18 protein-coding genes are annotated in these 19,765 nt (G+C 75.3%); 12 read left to right on the top strand and 6 right to left on the bottom strand.

The window, feature by feature from the left end; translation table 11 throughout:
• Nucleotides 1-17: 17 nt before the first annotated feature.
• Complete coding sequence (locus ACI78S_RS01050) at nt 18-623, bottom strand: DUF1684 domain-containing protein (RefSeq protein WP_456970334.1); 606 nt, start codon at nt 621-623, stop codon at nt 18-20.
• Between the two features lie 80 nt (nt 624-703).
• On the opposite strand from ACI78S_RS01050, the gene ACI78S_RS01055 reads away from it, so the two are divergent.
• Nucleotides 704-2,170 (top strand): DUF6779 domain-containing protein, encoded by a 1,467-nt coding sequence (locus ACI78S_RS01055; RefSeq protein WP_456970335.1) that lies wholly within the window; start codon nt 704-706, stop codon nt 2,168-2,170.
• Nucleotide 2,171: 1 nt separating this feature from the next.
• On the opposite strand, the gene ACI78S_RS01060 is transcribed toward ACI78S_RS01055, so the two are convergent.
• Nucleotides 2,172-2,936, bottom strand: a complete 765-nt coding sequence (locus tag ACI78S_RS01060; protein ID WP_456970336.1) for an SDR family oxidoreductase — start codon at nt 2,934-2,936, stop codon at nt 2,172-2,174.
• Between the two features lie 290 nt (nt 2,937-3,226).
• Here ACI78S_RS01060 and ACI78S_RS01065 point away from each other — a divergent pair, with 290 nt between their 5' ends.
• The 9 genes from ACI78S_RS01065 to ACI78S_RS01105 all read left to right on the top strand — a co-directional run bounded on the left by ACI78S_RS01065 (nt 3,227) and on the right by ACI78S_RS01105 (nt 13,822).
• Nucleotides 3,227-4,198, top strand: coding sequence for a Rossmann-like and DUF2520 domain-containing protein (locus ACI78S_RS01065; RefSeq protein WP_456970337.1), 972 nt, complete (start codon nt 3,227-3,229; stop codon nt 4,196-4,198).
• Nucleotides 4,195-5,052 (top strand): pantoate--beta-alanine ligase, encoded by an 858-nt coding sequence (panC, locus tag ACI78S_RS01070; protein WP_456970338.1) that lies wholly within the window; start codon nt 4,195-4,197, stop codon nt 5,050-5,052. Before ACI78S_RS01065 ends, panC begins: the two co-directional genes overlap by 4 nt.
• Before the next feature lie 8 nt (nt 5,053-5,060).
• Nucleotides 5,061-5,468 carry an aspartate 1-decarboxylase gene (gene panD, locus ACI78S_RS01075; protein WP_456970339.1) on the top strand — a complete coding sequence of 136 codons (408 nt, stop codon included), beginning with the start codon at nt 5,061-5,063 and terminating at the stop codon, nt 5,466-5,468.
• The gene (locus ACI78S_RS01080; RefSeq protein ID WP_456970340.1) at nt 5,465-7,123 is read left to right on the top strand and encodes an L-aspartate oxidase; all 1,659 of its coding nucleotides are present in this window, start codon (nt 5,465-5,467) and stop codon (nt 7,121-7,123) included. The genes panD and ACI78S_RS01080 overlap by 4 nt, the downstream gene beginning before the upstream one ends.
• 3 nt (nt 7,124-7,126) lie before the next feature.
• Nucleotides 7,127-8,050: a carboxylating nicotinate-nucleotide diphosphorylase gene (gene nadC / locus ACI78S_RS01085; protein ID WP_456970341.1), complete on the top strand. Its 924-nt coding sequence runs from the start codon at nt 7,127-7,129 to the stop codon at nt 8,048-8,050.
• 3 nt (nt 8,051-8,053) lie between these two features.
• Entirely contained in the window at nt 8,054-8,860 is an 807-nt protein-coding gene (locus tag ACI78S_RS01090; protein WP_456970342.1) for a type III pantothenate kinase, read from the top strand.
• 12 nt (nt 8,861-8,872) lie between these two features.
• On the top strand, nt 8,873-10,378 hold the full coding sequence (gene lysS / locus ACI78S_RS01095; protein WP_456970343.1) for a lysine--tRNA ligase: 1,506 nt from the start codon (nt 8,873-8,875) through the stop codon (nt 10,376-10,378).
• Between the two features lie 175 nt (nt 10,379-10,553).
• Entirely contained in the window at nt 10,554-10,901 is a 348-nt protein-coding gene (locus ACI78S_RS01100; RefSeq protein ID WP_456970344.1) for a histone-like nucleoid-structuring protein Lsr2, read from the top strand.
• A 392-nt stretch (nt 10,902-11,293) separates the two neighbouring features.
• Nucleotides 11,294-13,822 carry an ATP-dependent Clp protease ATP-binding subunit gene (locus ACI78S_RS01105; protein WP_456970345.1) on the top strand — a complete coding sequence of 843 codons (2,529 nt, stop codon included), beginning with the start codon at nt 11,294-11,296 and terminating at the stop codon, nt 13,820-13,822.
• Nucleotides 13,823-13,954: 132 nt separating this feature from the next.
• On the opposite strand, the gene ACI78S_RS01110 is transcribed toward ACI78S_RS01105, so the two are convergent.
• Nucleotides 13,955-14,833 carry an A/G-specific adenine glycosylase gene (locus ACI78S_RS01110; RefSeq protein ID WP_456970346.1) on the bottom strand — a complete coding sequence of 293 codons (879 nt, stop codon included), beginning with the start codon at nt 14,831-14,833 and terminating at the stop codon, nt 13,955-13,957.
• A gap of 78 nt (nt 14,834-14,911) precedes the next feature.
• Here ACI78S_RS01110 and ACI78S_RS01115 point away from each other — a divergent pair, with 78 nt between their 5' ends.
• Entirely contained in the window at nt 14,912-15,592 is a 681-nt protein-coding gene (locus ACI78S_RS01115; protein WP_456970347.1) for a MucR family transcriptional regulator, read from the top strand.
• 109 nt (nt 15,593-15,701) lie between these two features.
• On the opposite strand, the gene disA is transcribed toward ACI78S_RS01115, so the two are convergent.
• From disA to ACI78S_RS01130, 3 genes are all read right to left on the bottom strand, one after another.
• On the bottom strand, nt 15,702-16,787 hold the full coding sequence (gene disA, locus ACI78S_RS01120) for a DNA integrity scanning diadenylate cyclase DisA (RefSeq protein WP_456970348.1): 1,086 nt from the start codon (nt 16,785-16,787) through the stop codon (nt 15,702-15,704).
• Between the two features lie 92 nt (nt 16,788-16,879).
• Nucleotides 16,880-18,253, bottom strand: coding sequence for a DNA repair protein RadA (gene radA / locus ACI78S_RS01125; protein WP_456970349.1), 1,374 nt, complete (start codon nt 18,251-18,253; stop codon nt 16,880-16,882).
• Nucleotides 18,254-18,307: 54 nt separating this feature from the next.
• Nucleotides 18,308-18,967: a copper chaperone PCu(A)C gene (locus ACI78S_RS01130; RefSeq protein ID WP_456970350.1), complete on the bottom strand. Its 660-nt coding sequence runs from the start codon at nt 18,965-18,967 to the stop codon at nt 18,308-18,310.
• Nucleotides 18,968-19,159: 192 nt separating this feature from the next.
• On the opposite strand from ACI78S_RS01130, the gene ACI78S_RS01135 reads away from it, so the two are divergent.
• The gene (locus tag ACI78S_RS01135; protein ID WP_456970351.1) at nt 19,160-19,756 is read left to right on the top strand and encodes an RNA polymerase sigma factor; all 597 of its coding nucleotides are present in this window, start codon (nt 19,160-19,162) and stop codon (nt 19,754-19,756) included.
• The last annotated feature ends 9 nt before the right edge of the window (nt 19,757-19,765 follow it).

Raw genomic sequence — 19,765 nt, forward strand, 5'->3', positions numbered from 1 at the left:
GCCGCCGTTCCGGCGGGTCACCGGTACCAGCCGCCGGGGGGCAGCAGCTCCCCGGCGGCGGCCGGGACGGCGGTGCGGTTGCCCTCCGGCGCCAGCGGGCACGACCAGCGCGGGTCGTAGGCGCACGACGGGTGGTAGGCGAAGTTCAGGTCGACGACGAGCCGGTCGCCGGCCCCGCCGAGGTCGGCGCCCTTGACGGTGTCCAGCAGGTAGCGGCCGCCGCCGTAGGTCGTCCGGCCCGCGCTGCCGTCGCGCAGCGGCAGGAAGACCCCGCCGCCGTAGCCGCCGAGCCACCACACGTCGACCGGCCCGAGGTCGGCCAGGTCGACGCGGCCGATCCGGTCCAGCGGCAGGTCGCCGTCCCCGGTCGGCAGCCGCAGCCGGTGCGGCGGCGCCGGCCGCAGCTGCGGCTCGAAGCGCAGCGCGGGGTCGTAGGGCGCGAACGGCAGGCCGCTGAACCGGGCGCGGGCCGGCGCCTCGAACGGGGAGTCGGGATGGCCGGCCAGCAGCTCGTCACGGCCGTCCCGCCAGGTCCGCCAGCCCCGCTCGGGATCGGCCGCGGCGCGGGCGGCCGCGTACAGGGCGGCCACGCGGCGGCGCCAGTCCAGCAGCGACAGCGACATGCGCGCCACTGTGCCCGAACCGCCGCGCGACGCCCGTCGTCCTCCCGTCCCCGACTACCGTCCGCCGTTACCCTGTCACCATGCGGGGAGACCGGGACGACGACGCCTGGACCCCGCCCCGCGGCGGACGCCGCACCGCCGGCAGCGGCGTGCTGCCGGCGCCGGGCCTGCGCACCGTCGGCCTCGTCGCCGGCTTCGTCCTCGCCGTCGCGGCCACCGCCGTCGTCTTCGTCACCGACAACCCCCAGCTGCTGCGGCTGGCGGTCATCGCCGCGGCCTGGGCCTTCGTGGTCGCCGCGTTCCTCGCCGGCCGCCGCCGGGCCGAGGCCGTGGCCGCCGCCGAGCGCGAGGACGCCATCCGCCGCAGCTACGAGCACGAGCTCGACCGCACGGCCGCCGCCTCCCGCGAGTACGAGCACGAGCTGCGCCGCGAGGCCGAGGAGTCGATGGCCGCGGAGCTGACCTCGCTGCGCGCCGAGGTGGCCGAGCTGAGCCTGCTGCGGCACGAGGTGGCCCGGGTGGCGCGGCTGGGCACCGACCTGCCGGCGCTGTCGGGGCTGCGGGCGGAGCTGGCCGGCCTCGTCGGCCTGCGCGACGACGTCGCCCAGCTGGCCGCGCTGCGCGCCGACGTCGCCGCCCTCACGACGCTGCGCGAGGACCTGGCCCAGCTCGGCGAGCTGCGGGCCGACGTCGGCCGGCTGCGCGCCGAGCTCGCCGAGCAGCTCAACGGCGAGATGCTCATCGAGCGGATCATGCTGCGCACGCAGTCCTCCCGCGCGGCCGGCGAGGTCGCCGCGGCCGACGGTCCGCGCACCGTCGAGGCAGCCGCCGCGTGGGACGCCGACCGCCCGCCGCGCGAGCTGACCGGGGGCTGGCCCGCCGTCCGCCTCGACGAGCTGACCGAGACCCGCCAGGCCGAGCACGTCCGCGTCGACCGCCCGGCCGCCGTGGCGGACCGCCGTCCGCGGGAGCCGCAGCCGCCGCGCACCGCGGCGTTCCCGCTGCCCTCGCCGGGGGCGTCGCCGCCCGCGCCGCCCGCGGCCTCCCCGCGGCCCGCGCCGGCGTACTCGCCGCCGCCTCCGCCGCCCACCCCGCTGGAGTGGCTGGCCGACCGGTCGCTGGTGGAGCCGGCCGACCTCGAGCGGCCGCGCCGGTCGCGGCACTCCGCGGAGCCCGACGACGCCCCGGTGGCGCACGAGCGGTCGGCGGCCGCGAACGACGTGCTGCCGCCCGTCCCGCCGCGGCGTCGGCGCACCGACGAGCCGGTCGACGACCGCACCACCGAGCGCCCGGCCGCCCCGGCGACGAGCTACGAGCCGATCGTGCGGCCCTCGCCGTCGCCCCGGCCGCGGCCGGCCCCCGGCCCCGCGCCCGCGCCGGCCCCCGTCGCCGACGACGGCGACTCCGCGGGCCACCAGCGGCTCGCCGAGATCCTCGCCGACAACGGCGTGCAGCCCGCGCCCGGCGGCCGGCGCCGGCGGCGCTACCGGGACGACGACGAGCCCGACGACGTGCTCGCCCGGGTGCTCGGCCGCGACGGGAGATGAGTCAGCGCGGCCCGCGCGACAGGCCGCCGCCGTCGATCACCAGTGTCTGCCCGGTGATCCAGCCGGCGCCGTCGCCGAGCAGGTACGCCGCGGCCTCGCCGACGTCCTCGGGGACGCCCAGCCGTCTCAGCGGGTAGTTCGCGGCGACCTCGTCCTCCCGGCCCTCGAACAGGGCGCCGGCGAAGCGGGTCTTCACCACCGCCGGGGCGACCGCGTTCACCCGCACCGTCGGTCCCAGCTCCACGGCCAGCTGGGTGGTCAGGTTGATCAGCGCGGCCTTGCTGACGCCGTAGGCGGCGATGTTCTCCGACGACCGCAGCCCGGCCACCGACGCGACGACGAGGATCGAGCCGCCGTGCTCGGCCATCCACTGCCGCCAGGCCTCCTGCACCAGCCCGAGCGAGGAGACGACGTTGGTGTCGAGGATCTTGCGGAACGCGTCGAGGTCGAGGTCCACGACCGGGCCGTACACGGGGTTGACCCCGACGTTGCCGACGAGCATGTCGAGGCCGCCGAACGTCTCGACGGCGGTGCGCACGGCGGCGGCCCGGTGCTCGGCGTCGGCGGCGTGGCCGGGCACGGCGACCGCGACCTCCGGACCGCCGAGGGCCTCCACCGCCTCGGCCAGCGCCTCGGGCTTGCGGGCGGTGAGCACGACCCGCGCGCCGCGGTCGACCAGGCTGCGGGCGATCGCGAGCCCGATGCCCCGGCTCGCGCCGGTGACCAGGGCGGTGCGCCCCTCCATCGGGCGGTCGGCTGCTGCCACGTGTCCTCCTCGGTGAGGTCCTCGCCGGCGGTCACCGTAGGCACGCCCGGGGAGTGAGGGAGCGCACACCCCTCCTGCGTTGCACCGGGCCGGACCCGGTCACACACTCGCCATCGGCACCTCACCCGCGTGACACATCCGGTTGCAGCGGGGCGCGGCGCCACCGCACCACCAGCGACACCGCACCACCGGCGACACCGCACCACCAGCGACACCCGAGGGGCCACGACGGCGTGGTCCCCAGCCCGACAGTCCGGTACCCGCGAGGGACTGGAACGGAAGGTGCACCGATGCCTGCTGCCCGCAGGACCCAGCGCGCTGCCGGCCTCGCGCCGGCCGCCACCGCCCCCGCCCGCCTCCGCGTGGGCGTCGTCGGCGCCGGCCGCGTGGGCGCCGTCCTCGGCGCCGCGCTCGAAGCCGCAGGCCACGACGTCGTCGCGGCCGCCGGCCTCTCCACCGCCTCCGCCGAGCGGGCCGCCCGCCTGCTGCCCGGCGTCCCCCTGCTGCGCACCGACGAGGTGGTCGCCGCCAGCGACCTCGTGGTCCTCGCGGTGCCCGACGACACCCTGCCCGGGCTGGTCGCCGGCCTGGCCGAGACCGGCGTGTGGCGGCGCGGGCAGCTGACCTTCCACACCTCCGGCGCGCACGGCCTGGCCGTCCTCGCCCCGGCGCAGCTGGAGGGGGTGCTGCCGCTCGCGCTGCACCCGGCCATGACCTTCACCGGCGCGCCCGAGGACGTCGAGCGGCTGGCCGGCACCCCCTTCGGGGTGACCAGCCGACCGGAGCACCGCGCCGTCGCCGAGACGCTGGTCCTCGAGATGGGCGGCGAGCCGTTCTACGTCGCCGAGGAGGACCGGCGGCTCTACCACGCCGCCCTGGTCACCGGCGCCAACCACCTGGTCACCCTCGTCGCCGAGGCCGCCGACCTACTGCGCGCGGCCGGCGTCGGGGAGCCCGGCCGGGTGCTCACCCCGCTGCTCACCGCCGCCCTCGACAACGGCCTGCGCCGCGGCGACCGCGGGCTCACCGGCCCGGTCAGCCGCGGCGACGTCGGCACCGTGGCCGACCACCTGGACACCCTCAACGAGCGCGCCCCCGCGTCGGTCGCCGCCTACGTCGCCATGGCGCAGCGCACCACCGAGCGGGCGCTGGCCGCCGGCCGGCTCAAGCGGCACGAGGGCGCGCCGCTGCTCGACCTGCTCTACGACGCGGTGCCTTCCGCCCACCCCACCACCCCGCCTGACACCTCGAGCTCCAGGTGAGCACCCTCGTGACCGGCCCCGCCGTCGCCGAGTCGGTGGCCGACCTGCGCCGGCTGCGGGACCGGCTGCCCGCGCCCGTCGTGCTCGTCCCCACCATGGGCGCCCTGCACGAGGGCCACCGCACGCTCGTGCGCGCCGCGAAGCGGTACGGCGGCAGCGTCGTCGTCTCGGTCTTCGTCAACCCGACCCAGTTCGGCCCCGGCGAGGACTTCGACCGCTACCCGCGCACCTGGGACGCCGACCTCGCCGCCCTGGCCGAGGAGGACGCCGACGTCGTCTTCCACCCCGGCGTCGACGAGGTCTACCCGCCCGGCTCGGTCGGCGTGACCGTGCAGCCCGGCCCGCTGGGCGCGGTGCTCGAAGGTGCGGTCCGCCCCGGCCACTTCGCCGGGGTGCTCACCGTGGTGGCCAAGCTGTTCGGGCTCGTGCGCCCCGACGTGGCCGTCTTCGGCGAGAAGGACTACCAGCAGCTCACGCTGATCCGCGCCATGGCCCGCGAGCTGGCGCTCGGCGTCGAGGTGGTGGGCGTGCCCACCGTCCGGGAGGACGACGGGATGGCGCTGTCCAGCCGCAACCGCTACCTCTCGACGGAGGAGCGGGCCCGCGCCGCCACCCTCTCCGCCGCCCTGCGCGCCGGGGCCGACGCCGGCCCGCGCGGTGCCGGTGCCGTCCTCGCCGCCGCCCGCGAGGTCCTCGCCGGCGCGCCGCAGCTGGTCCTCGACTACCTCGAGCTCACCGACCCCGACCTCGGGCCGGCCCCCGCCGCGGGCCCGGCCCGCCTGCTGGTCGCCGCCCGCGCCGGCAGCACCCGGCTGATCGACAACCTCGCAGTGACGTTGGGAGACGCCCGATGATGCGCACGATGCTCAAGTCCAAGATCCACCGCGCGACGGTGACCCAGGCCGACCTGCACTACGTCGGCTCGGTCACCATCGACGAGGACCTCATGGACGCCGCCGACCTGCTCCCCGGCGAGCAGGTGGCCGTCGTCGACGTCACCAACGGCGCCCGCCTGGAGACCTACGTGATCCCCGGCGAGCGGGGCAGCGGCGTCATCGGGATCAACGGCGCCGCCGCGCACCTGGTCCACCCCGGCGACCTGGTCATCATGATCAGCTACGGCGTCATGGACGAGACCGAGGCGAAGAGCTACATCCCCAGGGTCGTGCACGTCGACGGCGCCAACCGCATCGTCGAGCTCGGCGGCGACCCCGCCGCGCCCGCCCCGGGTGTGCTCGGGCAGGTGCGGGGCGACACGATCCAGCGGTGACGACCCTCACTGCGACCGGGCTGCCGCTGCGGCTCACCGCCCCCGCCCCCGGGTGGGAGCTGTCCGCCGACGTCTGCGTCGTCGGCTCCGGCGTGGCCGGGCTCTGCGTCGCCCTGCACGCGCGCGCCGCCGGCCTCTCCGTCGCCGTCGTCACCAAGGTGCTGGTCGACGACGGGTCGACCCGCTGGGCGCAGGGCGGCATCGCGGCCGTCCTGGACCCCGCCGACACCCCCGAGGCGCACGCCCGCGACACCCACGTCGCCGGCGTCGGCCTGTGCGAGCCCGCCGCGGTCGACGCCCTCGTGCACGAGGGCCCCGAGCGGCTGCGCCAGCTCATCGGCTGGGGCGCCGCGTTCGACCGCGACCCCGCCGGGCACCTGCTGCTCACCCGCGAGGGCGGGCACTCGGCCAACCGCATCGTGCACGCCGGCGGCGACGCCACCGGCGCCGAGGTGATGCGCGCGCTGTGCAGCGCCGTGCACGCCGACCCCGGCATCACCCTCGTCGAGCACGCGATGGTCCTCGACCTGCTCCGCGACGACGACGGCCGCGCCGCCGGCGTCACCCTGCACGTGCTGGGGGAGGGCACCGAGGACGGCGTCGGCGCGGTCCGCGCCCGCGCCGTCGTCCTGGCCACCGGCGGGATGGGCCAGGTCTACGCCGCCACCACCAACCCCTCGGTCTCCACGGGGGACGGCGTCGCGCTGGGCCTGCGCGCCGGCGCGGTCGCCACCGACCTGGAGTTCGTGCAGTTCCACCCGACCGCGCTCTACCGCGGCCCCGGCGCCCGCGGCCAGCAGCCGCTGGTCAGCGAGGCGCTGCGCGGCGAGGGCGCGGTGCTGCTCGACGGGGCCGGCCGGCGGTTCATGAACGACGTCCACCCGATGGCCGAGCTGGCCCCGCGCGACGTCGTCGCCAAGGCGATCACCCGGGTCCAGCTGCGCGACGGCGTGCCGCACGTCTGGCTCGACGCCCGGCACGTGCCCGACCTCGTCGAGCGCTTCCCGACCATCGTCGCCAGCTGCCGCGAGGCCGGGATCGACCCGGTGACCGAGCTCGTCCCGGTCACGCCGGCCGCGCACTACGCCTCCGGCGGGCTGGCCACCGACCTGTCGGGCCGGACGACGGTGCCGGGCCTGTACGCCTGCGGCGAGGTGGCCTGCACCGGTGTGCACGGCGCCAACCGGCTGGCGTCGAACTCGCTGCTCGAGGGGCTGGTGTTCGCCGCCCGCATCGGCGAGTCCCTGGCCCGCGAGCTGCCCACCCCCGAGCCGGCGCGCGAGGAGGCCCCGGCGTCCTCCGGGCTGCTCGACCCGGCCGGCCGCGCCCGGGTCACCGGCACGATGTCGGAGCACGTCGGCGCGCTGCGCAGCGGCGCCGGGCTGGGCGCGGCCGTCGACACGCTAGCCGCGCTGGCCGCCGGTCTCGGACCGCTGCGGCCGGGCGTGGAGAGCTGGGAGGCCACCGACCTGCTCACCGTCGCCAGCGCGCTGACCGCGGCCGCGGCGGCGCGGGAGGAGACCCGCGGCTGCCACTGGCGGGAGGACCACCCCGGCACGGAGGAGGAGTGGCGGGTGCACCTCGACGTCCGGCTCGACGAGCACGGCCGGCTGCGGCTGGCCCGCCGCCCGGTCGGCGCCCCGGTGGGGGGGTAGCTGGTGAGCGACGACCCGGCCGACCTGGCCGGCACCGGGCTGTCCGAGGCCTGGGTGGCCGAGCTGGTCGAGCGCACCCTCGCCGAGGACCTCACCGGCGGCGCCCCGCTGCCCGGCCCGCCCGACCTCGCCGTCTCCTACGACGTCACCAGCGCCGCCACGATCCCGCCCGGTCAGCTGGGCACGGCCGACCTGGTCGCCCGCGCCGACGGCGTCGTCGCCGGGCTGCCGGTCGCGGCCCGGGTGTTCCTGCGCCTGGCCCCGGGCGCGACGCTCACCGCGTCGGCGTCCGACGGCGACCGGGTGCGGCGCGGCGACGTCCTGCTCACCGTCCGCGGGCCGGTGCGGGCGCTGCTGGCCGCCGAGCGCAGCGCGCTGAACATCGCCGGCCGGGCCAGCGGCATCGCCACGCACACCCGCGCCTGGGCCGACGCGATCGCCGGCACGGGGGCCACCGTGCTCGACACCCGCAAGACCACGCCCGGCCTGCGGCCGCTGGAGAAGTACGCCGTGCGCTGCGGCGGCGGCACGAACAAGCGGATGGGCCTCTACGACGTGGCCATGGTCAAGGACAACCACGTGGCCGCGGCCGGCTCGGTGGCCGCGGCGGTGGCCGCCGTGCGGGAGCGGGCCCCCCGCGTCGCCGTCCAGGTGGAGGTCGACACCCCGGCGCAGGCGGTGGAGGCGGTCGAGGCCGGCGCCGGCTTCCTGCTCTGCGACAACATGCCGCCGGCGGTGCTGCGCGAGGTGGTCGCCCTGGTCGGCGGCCGGGCGGAGCTGGAGGCCACCGGCGGACTGACGCTGGCGGTCGCCCGCGAGGTCGCCGAGACCGGCGTCGACTACCTCTCGGTGGGGGCGCTGACGCACAGCTCGCCCGTCCTCGACCTCGCCCTGGACCTGCGCGACCCGGCCCTGCGGGCGGGCTGAGGGGTGCTCCTCTGCGTCGACGTGGGGAACAGCCAGACCGTCCTCGCCACGTTCGACGGCGAGCGGCGGGTCGGGTGCTGGCGGGTCACCACCCACCCCCGGGCGACCGCCGACGAGCTGCGCATGACCTGGCGCGGGCTGCTGCGCGACGCCGAGATCACCGGCGTCGCCGCGTGCTCCACGGTGCCGGCGCTGCTGCCGTCGCTGCGCTCGCTGCTCGACTCCCTCGAGGTGCCGGTCGTGCTCATCGGCCCTGGTGTGCGCACCGGCGTCCCGCTGCACGTCGACAACCCGCGCGAGGTGGGCGCCGACCGCGTGGTGACCGCGCTGGCCGCGCACGAGCTGTTCGGCCGCTGGCCCGACGGCCGCGGCCGGCCGGTCGTCGTCGTCGACTTCGGCACCTCGACCAACGTCGACGCCGTCGGCCCCGACGGGCAGTTCCTCGGCGGCGCGCTGGCGCCGGGCGTGGAGGTCAGCCTCGACGCGCTGGCCAGCCGGGCGGCGCAGCTGCGGTCGGTGGAGCTGACCGTGCCGCCGCAGGCCATCGGCAAGAACACCGTGGCCGCGCTGCAGTCGGGCCTCGTGCTCGGGTTCGCCGGGCTGGTCGACGGGCTGGTCGCCCGGATCGCGGCCGAGATCGTGGCGCAGTTCGGGGCCGCGCCGGTCGTCGTCGCCACCGGGGGGCTCTCCCCACTGGTGGTCGACAGCTGCCGGTCGATCGGCGAGCGCGAACCCGACCTGACGGTCCACGGGCTGCGGCTGGCGTTCGAGCGGCATCAGGGGGCAGGTCGCCGTCCGGCCTCCCCGTAGGCTGACCACCTGATGACCGAGGAACCTCCCGGCCCGCCGGACGACGAACTCCCCGAGCAGCTGCGGGTGCGCCGGGCCAAGCTGGACCGCCTCCGCGAGTCGGGGGTCGACCCCTACCCGGTGGCGGTGCCGCGCACGGCCACGCTCGCCGAGGTCCGCGAGAAGCACCCCGACCTCGAGCCGGACACGATGACCGGCGAGCGGGCCGGCGTCACGGGCCGGGTGATCTTCGTCCGCAACACCGGCAAGCTGTGCTTCGCCACGCTGCGCGAGGGCGACGCCGAGCTGCAGGTGATGCTCTCGCTCGACCGGGTCGGCGAGCAGTCGCTGGCCGCCTGGAAGGCCGACGTCGACCTCGGCGACCACGTCTTCGTCGAGGGCGAGATCGGGACGTCGCGGCGCGGCGAGCTCTCCGTCTTCGCCGACCGCTGGCAGCTCACCGCCAAGGCGCTGCGCCCGCTGCCGGTGGCGCACAAGCCGATGAGCGAGGAGCTGCGGGTCCGCCGCCGCTACGTCGACCTCATCGTCCGCGACGAGGCCCGGCGCACGGTGCGCCAGCGCGCGACCGTGATGTCGACCCTGCGAGCCGGCCTCACCGCCCGCGGCTTCCTCGAGGTCGAGACGCCGATGCTGCAGACCGTGCACGGCGGCGCGGCGGCGCGGCCGTTCCGCACCCACATGAACGCCTTCGACCTCGACCTGTACCTGCGCATCGCACCGGAGCTGTTCCTCAAGCGGTGCATCGTCGGCGGGCTCGACCGGGTCTTCGAGATCAACCGCAACTTCCGCAACGAGGGCGCCGACAGCTCGCACTCGCCGGAGTTCGCGATGCTCGAGTGCTACCAGGCCTACGCCGACTACCAGGTGATGGCCACGCTCACCCGCGAGCTGGTCCAGGAGTGCGCGGAGGCCCTGTTCGGCGACCACGTCGCGCGGCACCACGACGGCACGGAGATCGACCTGTCGGGGGAGTGGCCGCAGGTGCCGCTCTACTCCGCGGTGTCGGAGGCGGTCGGCGAGGAGATCACCCCCGAGACGCCGGTCGAGCGGCTGCGCGAGCTCGCCGAGCGGCACGACGTCGGCGTCGACCCGAAGTGGGTCCCCGGCAAGGTGGTCGAGGAGATCTTCGAGGCGCTGGTCCAGCACACCCTGCAGGCGCCGACCTTCGTCGTCGACTACCCGGTCGACACCTCGCCGCTGACCCGGGCGCACCGCACCACGCCCGGACTGGCCGAGAAGTGGGACCTCTACATCGCCGGGGTGGAGCGGGCGACCGCCTACTCCGAACTGGTCGACCCGGTCGTGCAGCGGGAGCGGTTCACCGCCCAGGCGGTGCTCGCCGCGGCCGGTGACCCGGAGGCGATGGTGCTCGACGAGGACTTCCTCGAGGCCCTCGAGTACGGCATGCCCCCGACCGGCGGGATGGGCATGGGGATGGACCGGTTGATGATGACGCTCACCGGCCTCGGGATCCGCGAGACCATCCTTTTCCCGCTCGTTCGCCCGCTTTCTTCCTGAGCGCCGGGGGAAGGTTCCGGAACGGGTCGTGAACGCAAACCGTCATTTGCTTCCCTAAAGTGTGAGCGCGCGCCCGGGTATTGGGTTTCCGCTCCTCGTCGTGGTCAAATGGGTCCGCACGGGGATACCGGGTGGAAATGACGCCCGGTCCGCACACACGAATCGAGGGAACTGAATGGCCCGCAAGGTTCAGGTGATCCTGAGCGACGACCTCGACGACAATCTCTCCGCGGACGAGACCGTCAGCTTTGCCCTGGACGGCACCAACTACGAGATCGACCTCTCCGAGAAGAACGCCAAGGAGATGCGCGACGTCTTCTCGCGCTACGTCCAGGCGGCGCGCAAGGTCGGCCGTGCGGGTCGCGCCTCGGGCGGGGGGCGGTCGCGTGCCACCGGTGGTGGCCGCATGGACCGCGAGCAGGCCGGTGCCATCCGTGAGTGGGCCCGCAAGAACGGGCACCAGGTCAGCGACCGCGGCCGCATCCCGGCCAGCGTCGTGGAGGCCTACGAAGCCGCCCACTGAAGAAGGACCCCCTCACCCCCCAGCACTCGCTCCGCTCGTGCCGGGGCCCTGCGAGGGGGCCGTTCCATCCGGTCACCGGGCCCGGCTCCTGAGAAGGGGGCCGGGCCCGGTGTCGTTACCGGGGGGTAGGCGGTGCGGAGGGGGACGGATGGACACCCGACGCGTCCGGGCGGCGTGTCCGCTGACGGCGTAACCACGACGGAACACCGCTGCGCCAGCATCGGTTGGACCGGGCAGCCACCCACCGCCCCCACGCCTCCGGGCCGACGGGACGGCGTGGTCCGTGACTACAGTGGAATGACCGGTGCGCCAGCGCGCCGACTCCAGTCGGATGTTCCGTCCGGACACCCGGGGGAACCAGCCGGACCAGCCGGTCAGAGGAGAAGCAGCAGATGTTCGAACGGTTCACCGACCGAGCCCGCCGAGTCGTCGTCCTGGCCCAGGAAGAGGCCCGGATGCTCAACCACAACTACATCGGCACCGAGCACATCCTCCTGGGCCTGATCCACGAGGGCGAAGGTGTCGCGGCCAAGGCGCTCGAGTCCCTCGGCATCTCGCTGGAGGGCGTCCGCCAGCAGGTGGAGGAGATCATCGGCCAGGGCCAGCAGGCCCCGTCCGGGCACATCCCCTTCACCCCGCGGGCGAAGAAGGTGCTGGAGCTGTCGCTGCGCGAGGCGCTGCAGCTCGGCCACAACTACATCGGCACCGAGCACATCCTGCTCGGCCTGATCCGCGAGGGCGAGGGCGTGGCCGCCCAGGTCCTCGTGAAGCTCGGCGCCGACCTCAACCGCGTCCGCCAGCAGGTCATCCAGCTGCTCTCGGGCTACCAGGGCAAGGAGCCGGCCGCGGCCGGCGGCCCGGCCGAGGGCACGCCGTCGACCTCGCTGGTCCTCGACCAGTTCGGCCGCAACCTGACCCAGGCCGCGCGCGACTCCAAGCTCGACCCGGTCATCGGGCGGGCCAAGGAGATCGAGCGGGTCATGCAGGTCCTGTCGCGGCGGACCAAGAACAACCCCGTCCTCATCGGCGAGCCCGGCGTCGGCAAGACCGCCGTCGTCGAGGGCCTGGCCCAGGCCATCGTCAAGGGCGAGGTGCCCGAGACGCTGAAGGACAAGCAGCTCTACACCCTCGACCTCGGCGCGCTCGTCGCCGGTTCCCGCTACCGCGGTGACTTCGAGGAGCGGCTGAAGAAGGTCCTCAAGGAGATCCGCACCCGCGGCGACATCATCCTGTTCATCGACGAGATCCACACCCTCGTCGGGGCCGGAGCCGCGGAGGGCGCGATCGACGCCGCCAGCATCCTCAAGCCGATGCTGGCCCGCGGTGAGCTGCAGACCATCGGCGCCACCACGCTCGACGAGTACCGCAAGCACCTCGAGAAGGACGCCGCCCTCGAGCGGCGGTTCCAGCCGATCCAGGTGGGCGAGCCGACGCTGACCCACACGATCGAGATCCTCAAGGGCCTGCGCGACCGCTACGAGGCGCACCACCGGATCAGCATCACCGACGGCGCCCTGGTCGCCGCCGCGACGCTGGCCGACCGGTACATCTCCGACCGCTTCCTGCCCGACAAGGCGATCGACCTCATCGACGAGGCCGGCGCCCGGATGCGGATCAAGCGGATGACCGCCCCGCCGGACCTGCGCGAGTTCGACGACCGGATCGCCGGCATCCGCCGCGAGAAGGAGTCGGCGATCGACGCGCAGGACTTCGAGAAGGCCGCGTCGCTGCGCGACAAGGAGAAGCAGCTCCTGGCCGAGAAGGCCGAGCGGGAGAAGGCGTGGAAGGCCGGCGACATGGACGTCGTCGCCGAGGTCGACGACGAGCAGATCGCCGAGGTGCTGGCCAACTGGACCGGCATCCCCGTCTTCAAGCTCACCGAGGAGGAGACCACGCGTCTGCTCCGCATGGAGGACGAGCTCCACAAGCGGATCATCGGCCAGGAAGAGGCCATCAAGAGCGTCAGCCAGGCGATCCGCCGCACGCGCGCCGGCCTCAAGGACCCGCGCCGTCCGGGTGGTTCGTTCATCTTCGCCGGCCCCTCGGGTGTCGGTAAGACCGAGCTGGCGAAGGCGCTCGCGAACTTCCTCTTCGGTGAGGACGACGCGCTCATCCAGATCGACATGGGTGAGTTCCACGACCGCTTCACCGTTTCCCGGCTCGTCGGTGCCCCTCCCGGTTACGTCGGTTACGACGAGGGCGGCCAGCTCACCGAGAAGGTGCGGCGCAAGCCGTTCTCGGTGGTGCTCTTCGACGAGATCGAGAAGGCGCACGCGGACGTGTTCAACACGCTCCTGCAGGTGCTGGAGGACGGTCGCCTCACCGACGGTCAGGGCCGCATCGTGGACTTCAAGAACACGATCCTGATCCTCACGACCAACCTCGGCACGCGCGACATCTCGAAGGCGGTCGGCCTCGGCTTCCAGGCCGGGAACGACAACCAGTCGAACTACGAGCGCATGAAGGTGCGCGTCCACGACGAGCTCAAGCAGCACTTCCGGCCTGAGTTCCTCAACCGCATCGACGACATCGTCGTGTTCCACCAGCTGACCGAGAAGGAGATCATCCGGATCGTCGACCTGATGCTCGCCCGGGTCGAGAGCCAGCTGTCGAACAAGGACATGGCGCTCGAGGTCACCGAGAACGCCAAGAAGCTCCTCGGGGCCCGCGGGTTCGACCCGGTGCTGGGCGCCCGGCCGCTGCGCCGGACGATCCAGCGCGAGATCGAGGACGCGCTGAGCGAGAAGATCCTCTACGGCGAGCTGGCCGCCGGCCAGATCGTGGTGGTGGACGTCGAGGGCGAGGGCACCGACGCGAAGTTCACCTTCCGCGGCGAGGCCAAGCCGATCGACCTGCCCGACACCCCGCCGGTCGCCCTGTCGGGCGGCGACGAGGAGGGACCGGCCGCCCAGGCCGAGTGACCCCCTGGGGACGCACAGAGGCCGCTCCACCCGCCCGGGTGGGGCGGCCTCTGCCGTTCCCGCGGGCCGATCATCGGGCTGTTGCCGCTCGCGACGGCGGGTCCGCGCGTGTCTGCGGCAACAATCCGATGATCAGCTCTGCGGCAGGGTGAAGCGGCCGTCGGGGGTCTGCTCGACCAGACCGTCGGTGAGCAGCGAGTCCAGGCAGCGGGACCGCTGGACGGCGTCGTCCCAGGCGGCGTCGAGCTCGGCCGGTTCCACCGGGTGCGCGGCCGCGCGCAGCACGTCGAGCAGCCGCCCGCGCACCTGCCGGTCGGTGCCGGCGAACTTCTGCACCCGCCGGGGCGGTCCGTCGTGCGCGGGGTACCCGGCCAGCCGCCAGGCGCACCGGTCCCGCACCGGGCAGGCGGGGCAGCGCGGGTTTCCCGCCACGCAGACCAGCGCCCCGAGCTCCATCGCGGCCACCGAGAACCGCACCGCCCGCTCCGGGGCCGCCGGGGCGAGGGCGGCGACGTCGGTGAGGTCGGCGGCGCGGGCGGTGCCGGCCTCGGCGCGGCCGTGGACCAGGCGGGCGACCACCCGGCGCACGTTCGTGTCGACCACCGGCTGCGGCCGGCCGTGCCCGAAGCAGGCGACCGCGCGCGCCGTGTACGTCCCGATGCCCGGCAGCGCCTCCAGCTCGGCTACGTCGGCGGGCACCGCGCCGCCGTGCCGCTCGGTGAGCGCCACCGCGGTCTCCCGCAGGCGCAGCGCCCGGCGCGGGTAGCCGAGCTTGCCCCAGGCACGGATCACCTCGGCCGGCGTGGCCTTCGCCAGCGCCTCCGGCGTGGGCCAGCGGGCCATCCAGTCCCGCCACACCGGCTCCACCCGGGCCACCGGCGTCTGCTGCAGCATCACCTCGCTGACCAGCACCGCCCACGCGTCCACCCCCGGCCGGCGCCAGGGCAGGTCGCGAGCCGCGGTGGCGTACCAGTCGACGATCGCCTCGCCGGTGTCGCTGAGCGTGCCCACGACGGCCCAGTGTGCCCTCCCGTCCCCAGCGGCGTGCCTGAGCACCTCCGCAGGGCCCCGCCGTTTACCGTTCGGCGCGTGTTGCACCCGGTGGGCCCCCTCCCGGCCGCCGTCTACTGGCGGCGCCGGGTGCTCGTGCTCACCCTCCTGGTGTCGGTCCTCGGCGGCAGCGGCTGGGTCGGCCACGCCCTCGCCACCGGGCGGTTCGACGCCGCGACCACGACCGCCTCCTCGACCCGGCCCGCGCCGGCGGGGACCGCCGCGCCCGCCCTGGAGCGCGTCGTCCCCTCGGTGGCCGGCGTGCGCCTCCCCGAGGCGACGGCGGCGCCCGCGGACGCGCCCCCGCCCGCGGCGCCCGTCCCGGCGCCCGGGGGGCCGTGCAGCGACGCGATGATCGCCGTCGAGGTGCGGACGCCGGGCACCGCCCCCGCGGGTGCGCAGACCACCCTCGAGCTGGCCGTCGTCAACACCTCCGGCGTGCCCTGCGTGCGGGCGCTGGACAAGCAGCTGCAGGAGCTCGTGCTCCTCGACGCGGCGGGCGCCCGGCTGTGGGGCAGCAACGACTGCGTCCCGGAGACGAGCAGCGACCTGCGCACCCTCGCCCCGGGCGAGGTGGTGACGTTCCCGGTGGTGTGGACCGGGCTGACCAGCGAGCCGGCATGCGCCGCGCCGCGCGTGCCCCCGCCGCCGGGCAGCTACGTGGTGCGGGGCCGGCTGGACACCGCGGTCAGCCCGGACGCGATCCTGCAGCTGTCCTGACGGCCCCGTCCCGAGGCTCGAACGTGCGAGGGCCGAGGAGGACGGGAGGAAGGACCTCCCTCCTCCCCGCCACTCGCACGCTCGTGGCGGGCCCCTGGAGGGAGGCCGTCTAGCTGTAGCGGTCGAGGATCGAGGTCTCGGCCAGCCGGGACAGCCCCTCGCGGATGCCCCGGGCCCGCGCCTCGCCGACGCCCTCGACGGCCAGGAGGTCCTCGATCGTGGCGGCGAGCAGCTTCTGCAGCCCGCCGAAGTGGTCGACCAGCCGGTCGATGATGCCGCCCGGCAGCCGGGGCACGCGGGCCAGCAGCCGGTAACCGCGCGGGCTCACGGGCGAGTCCAGCGCGTCGGGGGAGGTGGGCAGCCCGTAGCAGCGGGCCACCGCGGAGAGGTCGAGCAGCTCGGTGGCCGACAGCGACCGCAGGTCGGTGAGCACCTGGTCGATCGTCTTCGGCCGGCGGCCGCCGCCGGGCAGGTAGTCGCGGACCAGCAGGCCGCGGTCCTCCTCGACGCCGGCGAGCATCTCGTCGAGCTGGAGGGCCAGCAGCCGGCCGTCGGTGCCCAGCTCGACGACGAAGCCCTCGATCTCGTCGGCGATCCGCCGGACCATCTCCAGCCGCTGGCTGACGCTCATCGCGTCGCGGACGGTGACCAGGTCCTCGATCTCCAGCGCCGAGAGCGTGCTGGCCACCTCGTCGAGGCGCAGCTTGTAGCGCTCCAGGGCGGCCAGCGCCTGGTTGGCGCGCGCCAGGATCGTGGTCGGGTGCTCGAGCGTGTAGCGGCGCCCGGCGACGTAGACCGAGATGATGTGCATCGACTGGCTGACCGAGATCACCGGGAAGCCGGTCTGCACCGCCACCCGCTCGGCGGTGCGGTGCCGGGTGCCCGACTCCTCGGTGGGGATGGTCGGGTCGGGCATGAGGTGCACGCCCGCGCGCACGATCCGGGTGCCGTCGTAGGAGACGATGACCGCGCCGTCCATCTTGGCCAGCTCGCGCAGCCGCGTGGCCGACAGGGCGACGTCGAGGGCGAACCCGCCGGTGCACAGGGACTCGACCACCCGGTCGTACCCCAGCACGATGAGGGCGCCGGTGCGGCCGGCGAGGATGCGCTCGAGGCCGTCGCGCAGCGCGGTGCCGGGGGCGATGCGGCCGAGGAGCTCGCGCAGTGCGGCCTCGGGGTCCACAGCGGGGGGCACGAGCGCTCCTGACGGGTCGAGACGTTGCGGCGGCTGAGTCTACGTGGCCGAGGCTCGGGGAGTCGGGCTCGGGATCACCGGCGGCGCGCAGATCACCCGCCGAACAGGCGCGCGAAGGCGGCGCCGAGGTCGGGGACCTCCACCAGCCGCATGCCGGGCGGCGCCGAACCGGCGTCCTCGGGGACGAGCGCGACGGTGTACCCCTGGCGCGCCGCCTCGGCCAGCCGGCGGCCGGTGCCGCCCACCCGGCGGATCTCGCCGGAGAGGCCGACCTCGCCCAGGGCGACCAGGCCCCGCGGGAGCGGCTGGTCCTTGGCCGCGGAGGCGATGGCCAGGGCGAGCGCGAGGTCGGCGGCGGGCTCGGCGATGCGCACCCCGCCCACCGACGCGGCGAAGACGTCGGCGTCGGCGAGGCGGACCCCGCCGCGGCGCTCGACCACGGCGTTGACCATGGCCACCCGCTGCGAGTCCAGCCCGCTCACCGCGCGGCGCGGGGAGCCGCCCCCGGCGGAGGCGGCCACCAGCGACTGCACCTCGGCCAGCAGCGGCCGGCTGCCCTCGAGCGTCACCGTGACGCAACTGCCCGGTACCGGCACGGCCCGCCGCGAGACGAACAGGGCCGACGGGTCGGGCACCCCGACCACCCCGGCGTCGCCGATCTCGAAGCAGCCGATCTCGTCGGCCGGGCCGAAGCGGTTCTTGGTCGCCCGGATCAGCCGCAGGGTGGAGTGCCGCTCGCCGTCGAAGGAGATGACGACGTCGACCAGGTGCTCGAGGGTGCGCGGCCCGGCGACGTTGCCGTCCTTGGTGACGTGCCCGACCAGGATCGTCGTCATGCCCCGCGCCTTGGCGACGGCGGTGAGCGCGCCGGCCACCGCGCGCACCTGGGTGGAGCCGCCGTCGGTGCCCTCCACGGCCGGGGACCGCACCGTCTGCACGCTGTCGAGGACCAGCAGCGTCGGGTTCACCTCCTCGACGTGCGCGAGGACGGCGGAGAGCTCGGTCTCGGCGGCGAGGTAGAGCCGCTCGTGCAGGGCCCCGATCCGCTCGGCGCGCAGCCGCACCTGCGCCGCGGACTCCTCACCCGAGACCACCAGGGCCGGGCCGTTCGCGGCGGCCACCCGCTGGGCGACCTCGAGCAGCAGCGTCGACTTGCCCACGCCGGGCTCCCCGGCCACCAGCAGCACGGCGCCCGGCACCAGCCCGCCGCCGAGCACCCGGTCGAACTCCGGGATGCCGGTGGGCTGCGCCCGGGCGCCCTCCAGCTGCACCTTGGCGATCGGCCGCGCGGGCGCGGTGACCGGGCCGGCACCGACCGCGCGCAGCGGCGAGGACGAGGCGGCGCCGACCTCCTGCAGGGTGCCCCAGGCCTGGCACTCGGGACAGCGCCCGACCCACTTGGCCGAGGCGTAGCCGCACTCGGTGCAGCGGTGGGCGGGGCGCGACTTCACTCCGGCAGGGGGCACCCGCCGACGGTAACCGCGGCGACCGACAGTTCCGGGGAACGACGGGGCAGGGCGTCAGCCCTCGCCCTCGCCCTCCTCGCGCTGCGTGGCGATGCCGCCGCTGACCTCGGTGTTGGTCTCCTCGCCCTCGTTCTCCTCCTGGTGGAAGTCGAAGGCCTCGCCGCGCTCGACCTCCTCGTCGGGGGCGCCGACGGGCACGTCGAGGGTGACCTCGCCGGCCTCCGCGAAGGTGAACGTGATCTCGAGGCTCTGCGACGGGAGCAGCTCCTCGCCGAGGTCGACCAGCGTGACGGTCTGCGAGTTCTGGCCCAGGTAGACGACGGAGTCGGCGGGGATGGTGATCGAGCCGGCGCCGGTCGACGTGGTGCCGCCCGGGGCGGCCGGCGCCGCCGGCGCGCCGGTGCCGGTCGGCGAGCCGGTGATGCGGACCCGCGAGAAGCTGGGGCCGCTGATGCCGGTGAGGGTGTCCTCCTGGTCGCCGTCGTTGACGATCGCCATACGCAGCTCGGCGTCGTCACCCGGGGAGTAGCTGCCGGCCCGCGGGTAGGCCAGCTCGACGGCGCGCAGCTCGATCTCACCGGCCCGCGCCGTCGGCCCGACCTTGTCGCGCAGCTGCGTGGCGGTCTGGTTCACCTGACCGGCGCTGCACGCGGAGAGCGCCAACGGCGAGACGAGCAGGACACCCACCGTGGCGGCGCGCAGTGCGCGGTTCACAGCCGTCGACCTCCCAGGGACGTGCCGGCCACCGGACGTCGGTGACACGACGGGATGAGTTCCCGAAACGGGCCGAGCGTAACGGGCGACCTCGGCGGGCCGCCCGCAGGGAACCCCGCGCCGCGCCGCCGCGCTCCAGTTCCGCGGTCGGCCCGCCGATGAGAGGAGGACAGCGGCTCGGGAGGAGGTGGCGTGCGCACGGGACCGGTCTTCGACGAGGTGCTCGCCGCCGCCCAGGCGGGCGCCGGCTGGGCCTTCGAGGTGCTCTACCGCGACCTGGCGCCGGCCGTGACCGGGTACCTGCGGCTGCACGGCGCCGCGGAGCCCGACGACCTGGCCAGCGAGACGTTCATCGGCGTCTTCACCGGCCTGGCCGGGTTCTCCGGTGACGAGGCGGGGCTGCGCGCGTGGGTGTTCACGATCGCCCACCGCCGGCTGCTCGACGACTGGCGGCGGCGCAGCCGCCGACCGCAGGTGGTCGACGACCCCGGCGACCTCACCGCCTCGATCGGCGGCGACGTGGAGGACGACGCGCTGACCCGCATCGGCGCCGACACCGTCCAGCGGCTGTGCGGCGGCCTCCCCGCCGACCAGCGGTCGGTGCTCCTGCTGCGGATCCTCGCCGACCTCACAGTGGAGCAGGTCGGCGAGGTGCTGGGCAGGTCCGTCCCCTCGGTCAAGGCCCTGCAGCGGCGGGGCCTGCGCACGCTGCGCGACCGGCTCGAGCGCGAGACCTCCTCCGATCGGGTGGGTGCCGGCGCGCACCCCTCCGAGCCCGTCCGGCGATGACGAGGGTGA

Source organism: Geodermatophilus sp. SYSU D00815 (assembly GCF_054050035.1).

What these genes read in the sequence shown, in the direction of transcription:
- ACI78S_RS01100 (WP_456970344.1), top strand. Translation starts at nt 10,554, where the DNA reads ATGGCCCGCAAGGTTCAGGTGATCCTGAGCGACGACCTCGACGACAAT.
- ACI78S_RS01105 (WP_456970345.1), top strand. Translation starts at nt 11,294, where the DNA reads ATGTTCGAACGGTTCACCGACCGAGCCCGCCGAGTCGTCGTCCTGGCC.
- ACI78S_RS01055 (WP_456970335.1), top strand. Translation starts at nt 704, where the DNA reads ATGCGGGGAGACCGGGACGACGACGCCTGGACCCCGCCCCGCGGCGGA.
- lysS (WP_456970343.1), top strand. Translation starts at nt 8,873, where the DNA reads ATGACCGAGGAACCTCCCGGCCCGCCGGACGACGAACTCCCCGAGCAG.
- ACI78S_RS01050 (WP_456970334.1), bottom strand. Translation starts at nt 623, where the DNA reads ATGTCGCTGTCGCTGCTGGACTGGCGCCGCCGCGTGGCCGCCCTGTAC.
- ACI78S_RS01065 (WP_456970337.1), top strand. Translation starts at nt 3,227, where the DNA reads ATGCCTGCTGCCCGCAGGACCCAGCGCGCTGCCGGCCTCGCGCCGGCC.
- panD (WP_456970339.1), top strand. Translation starts at nt 5,061, where the DNA reads ATGCTCAAGTCCAAGATCCACCGCGCGACGGTGACCCAGGCCGACCTG.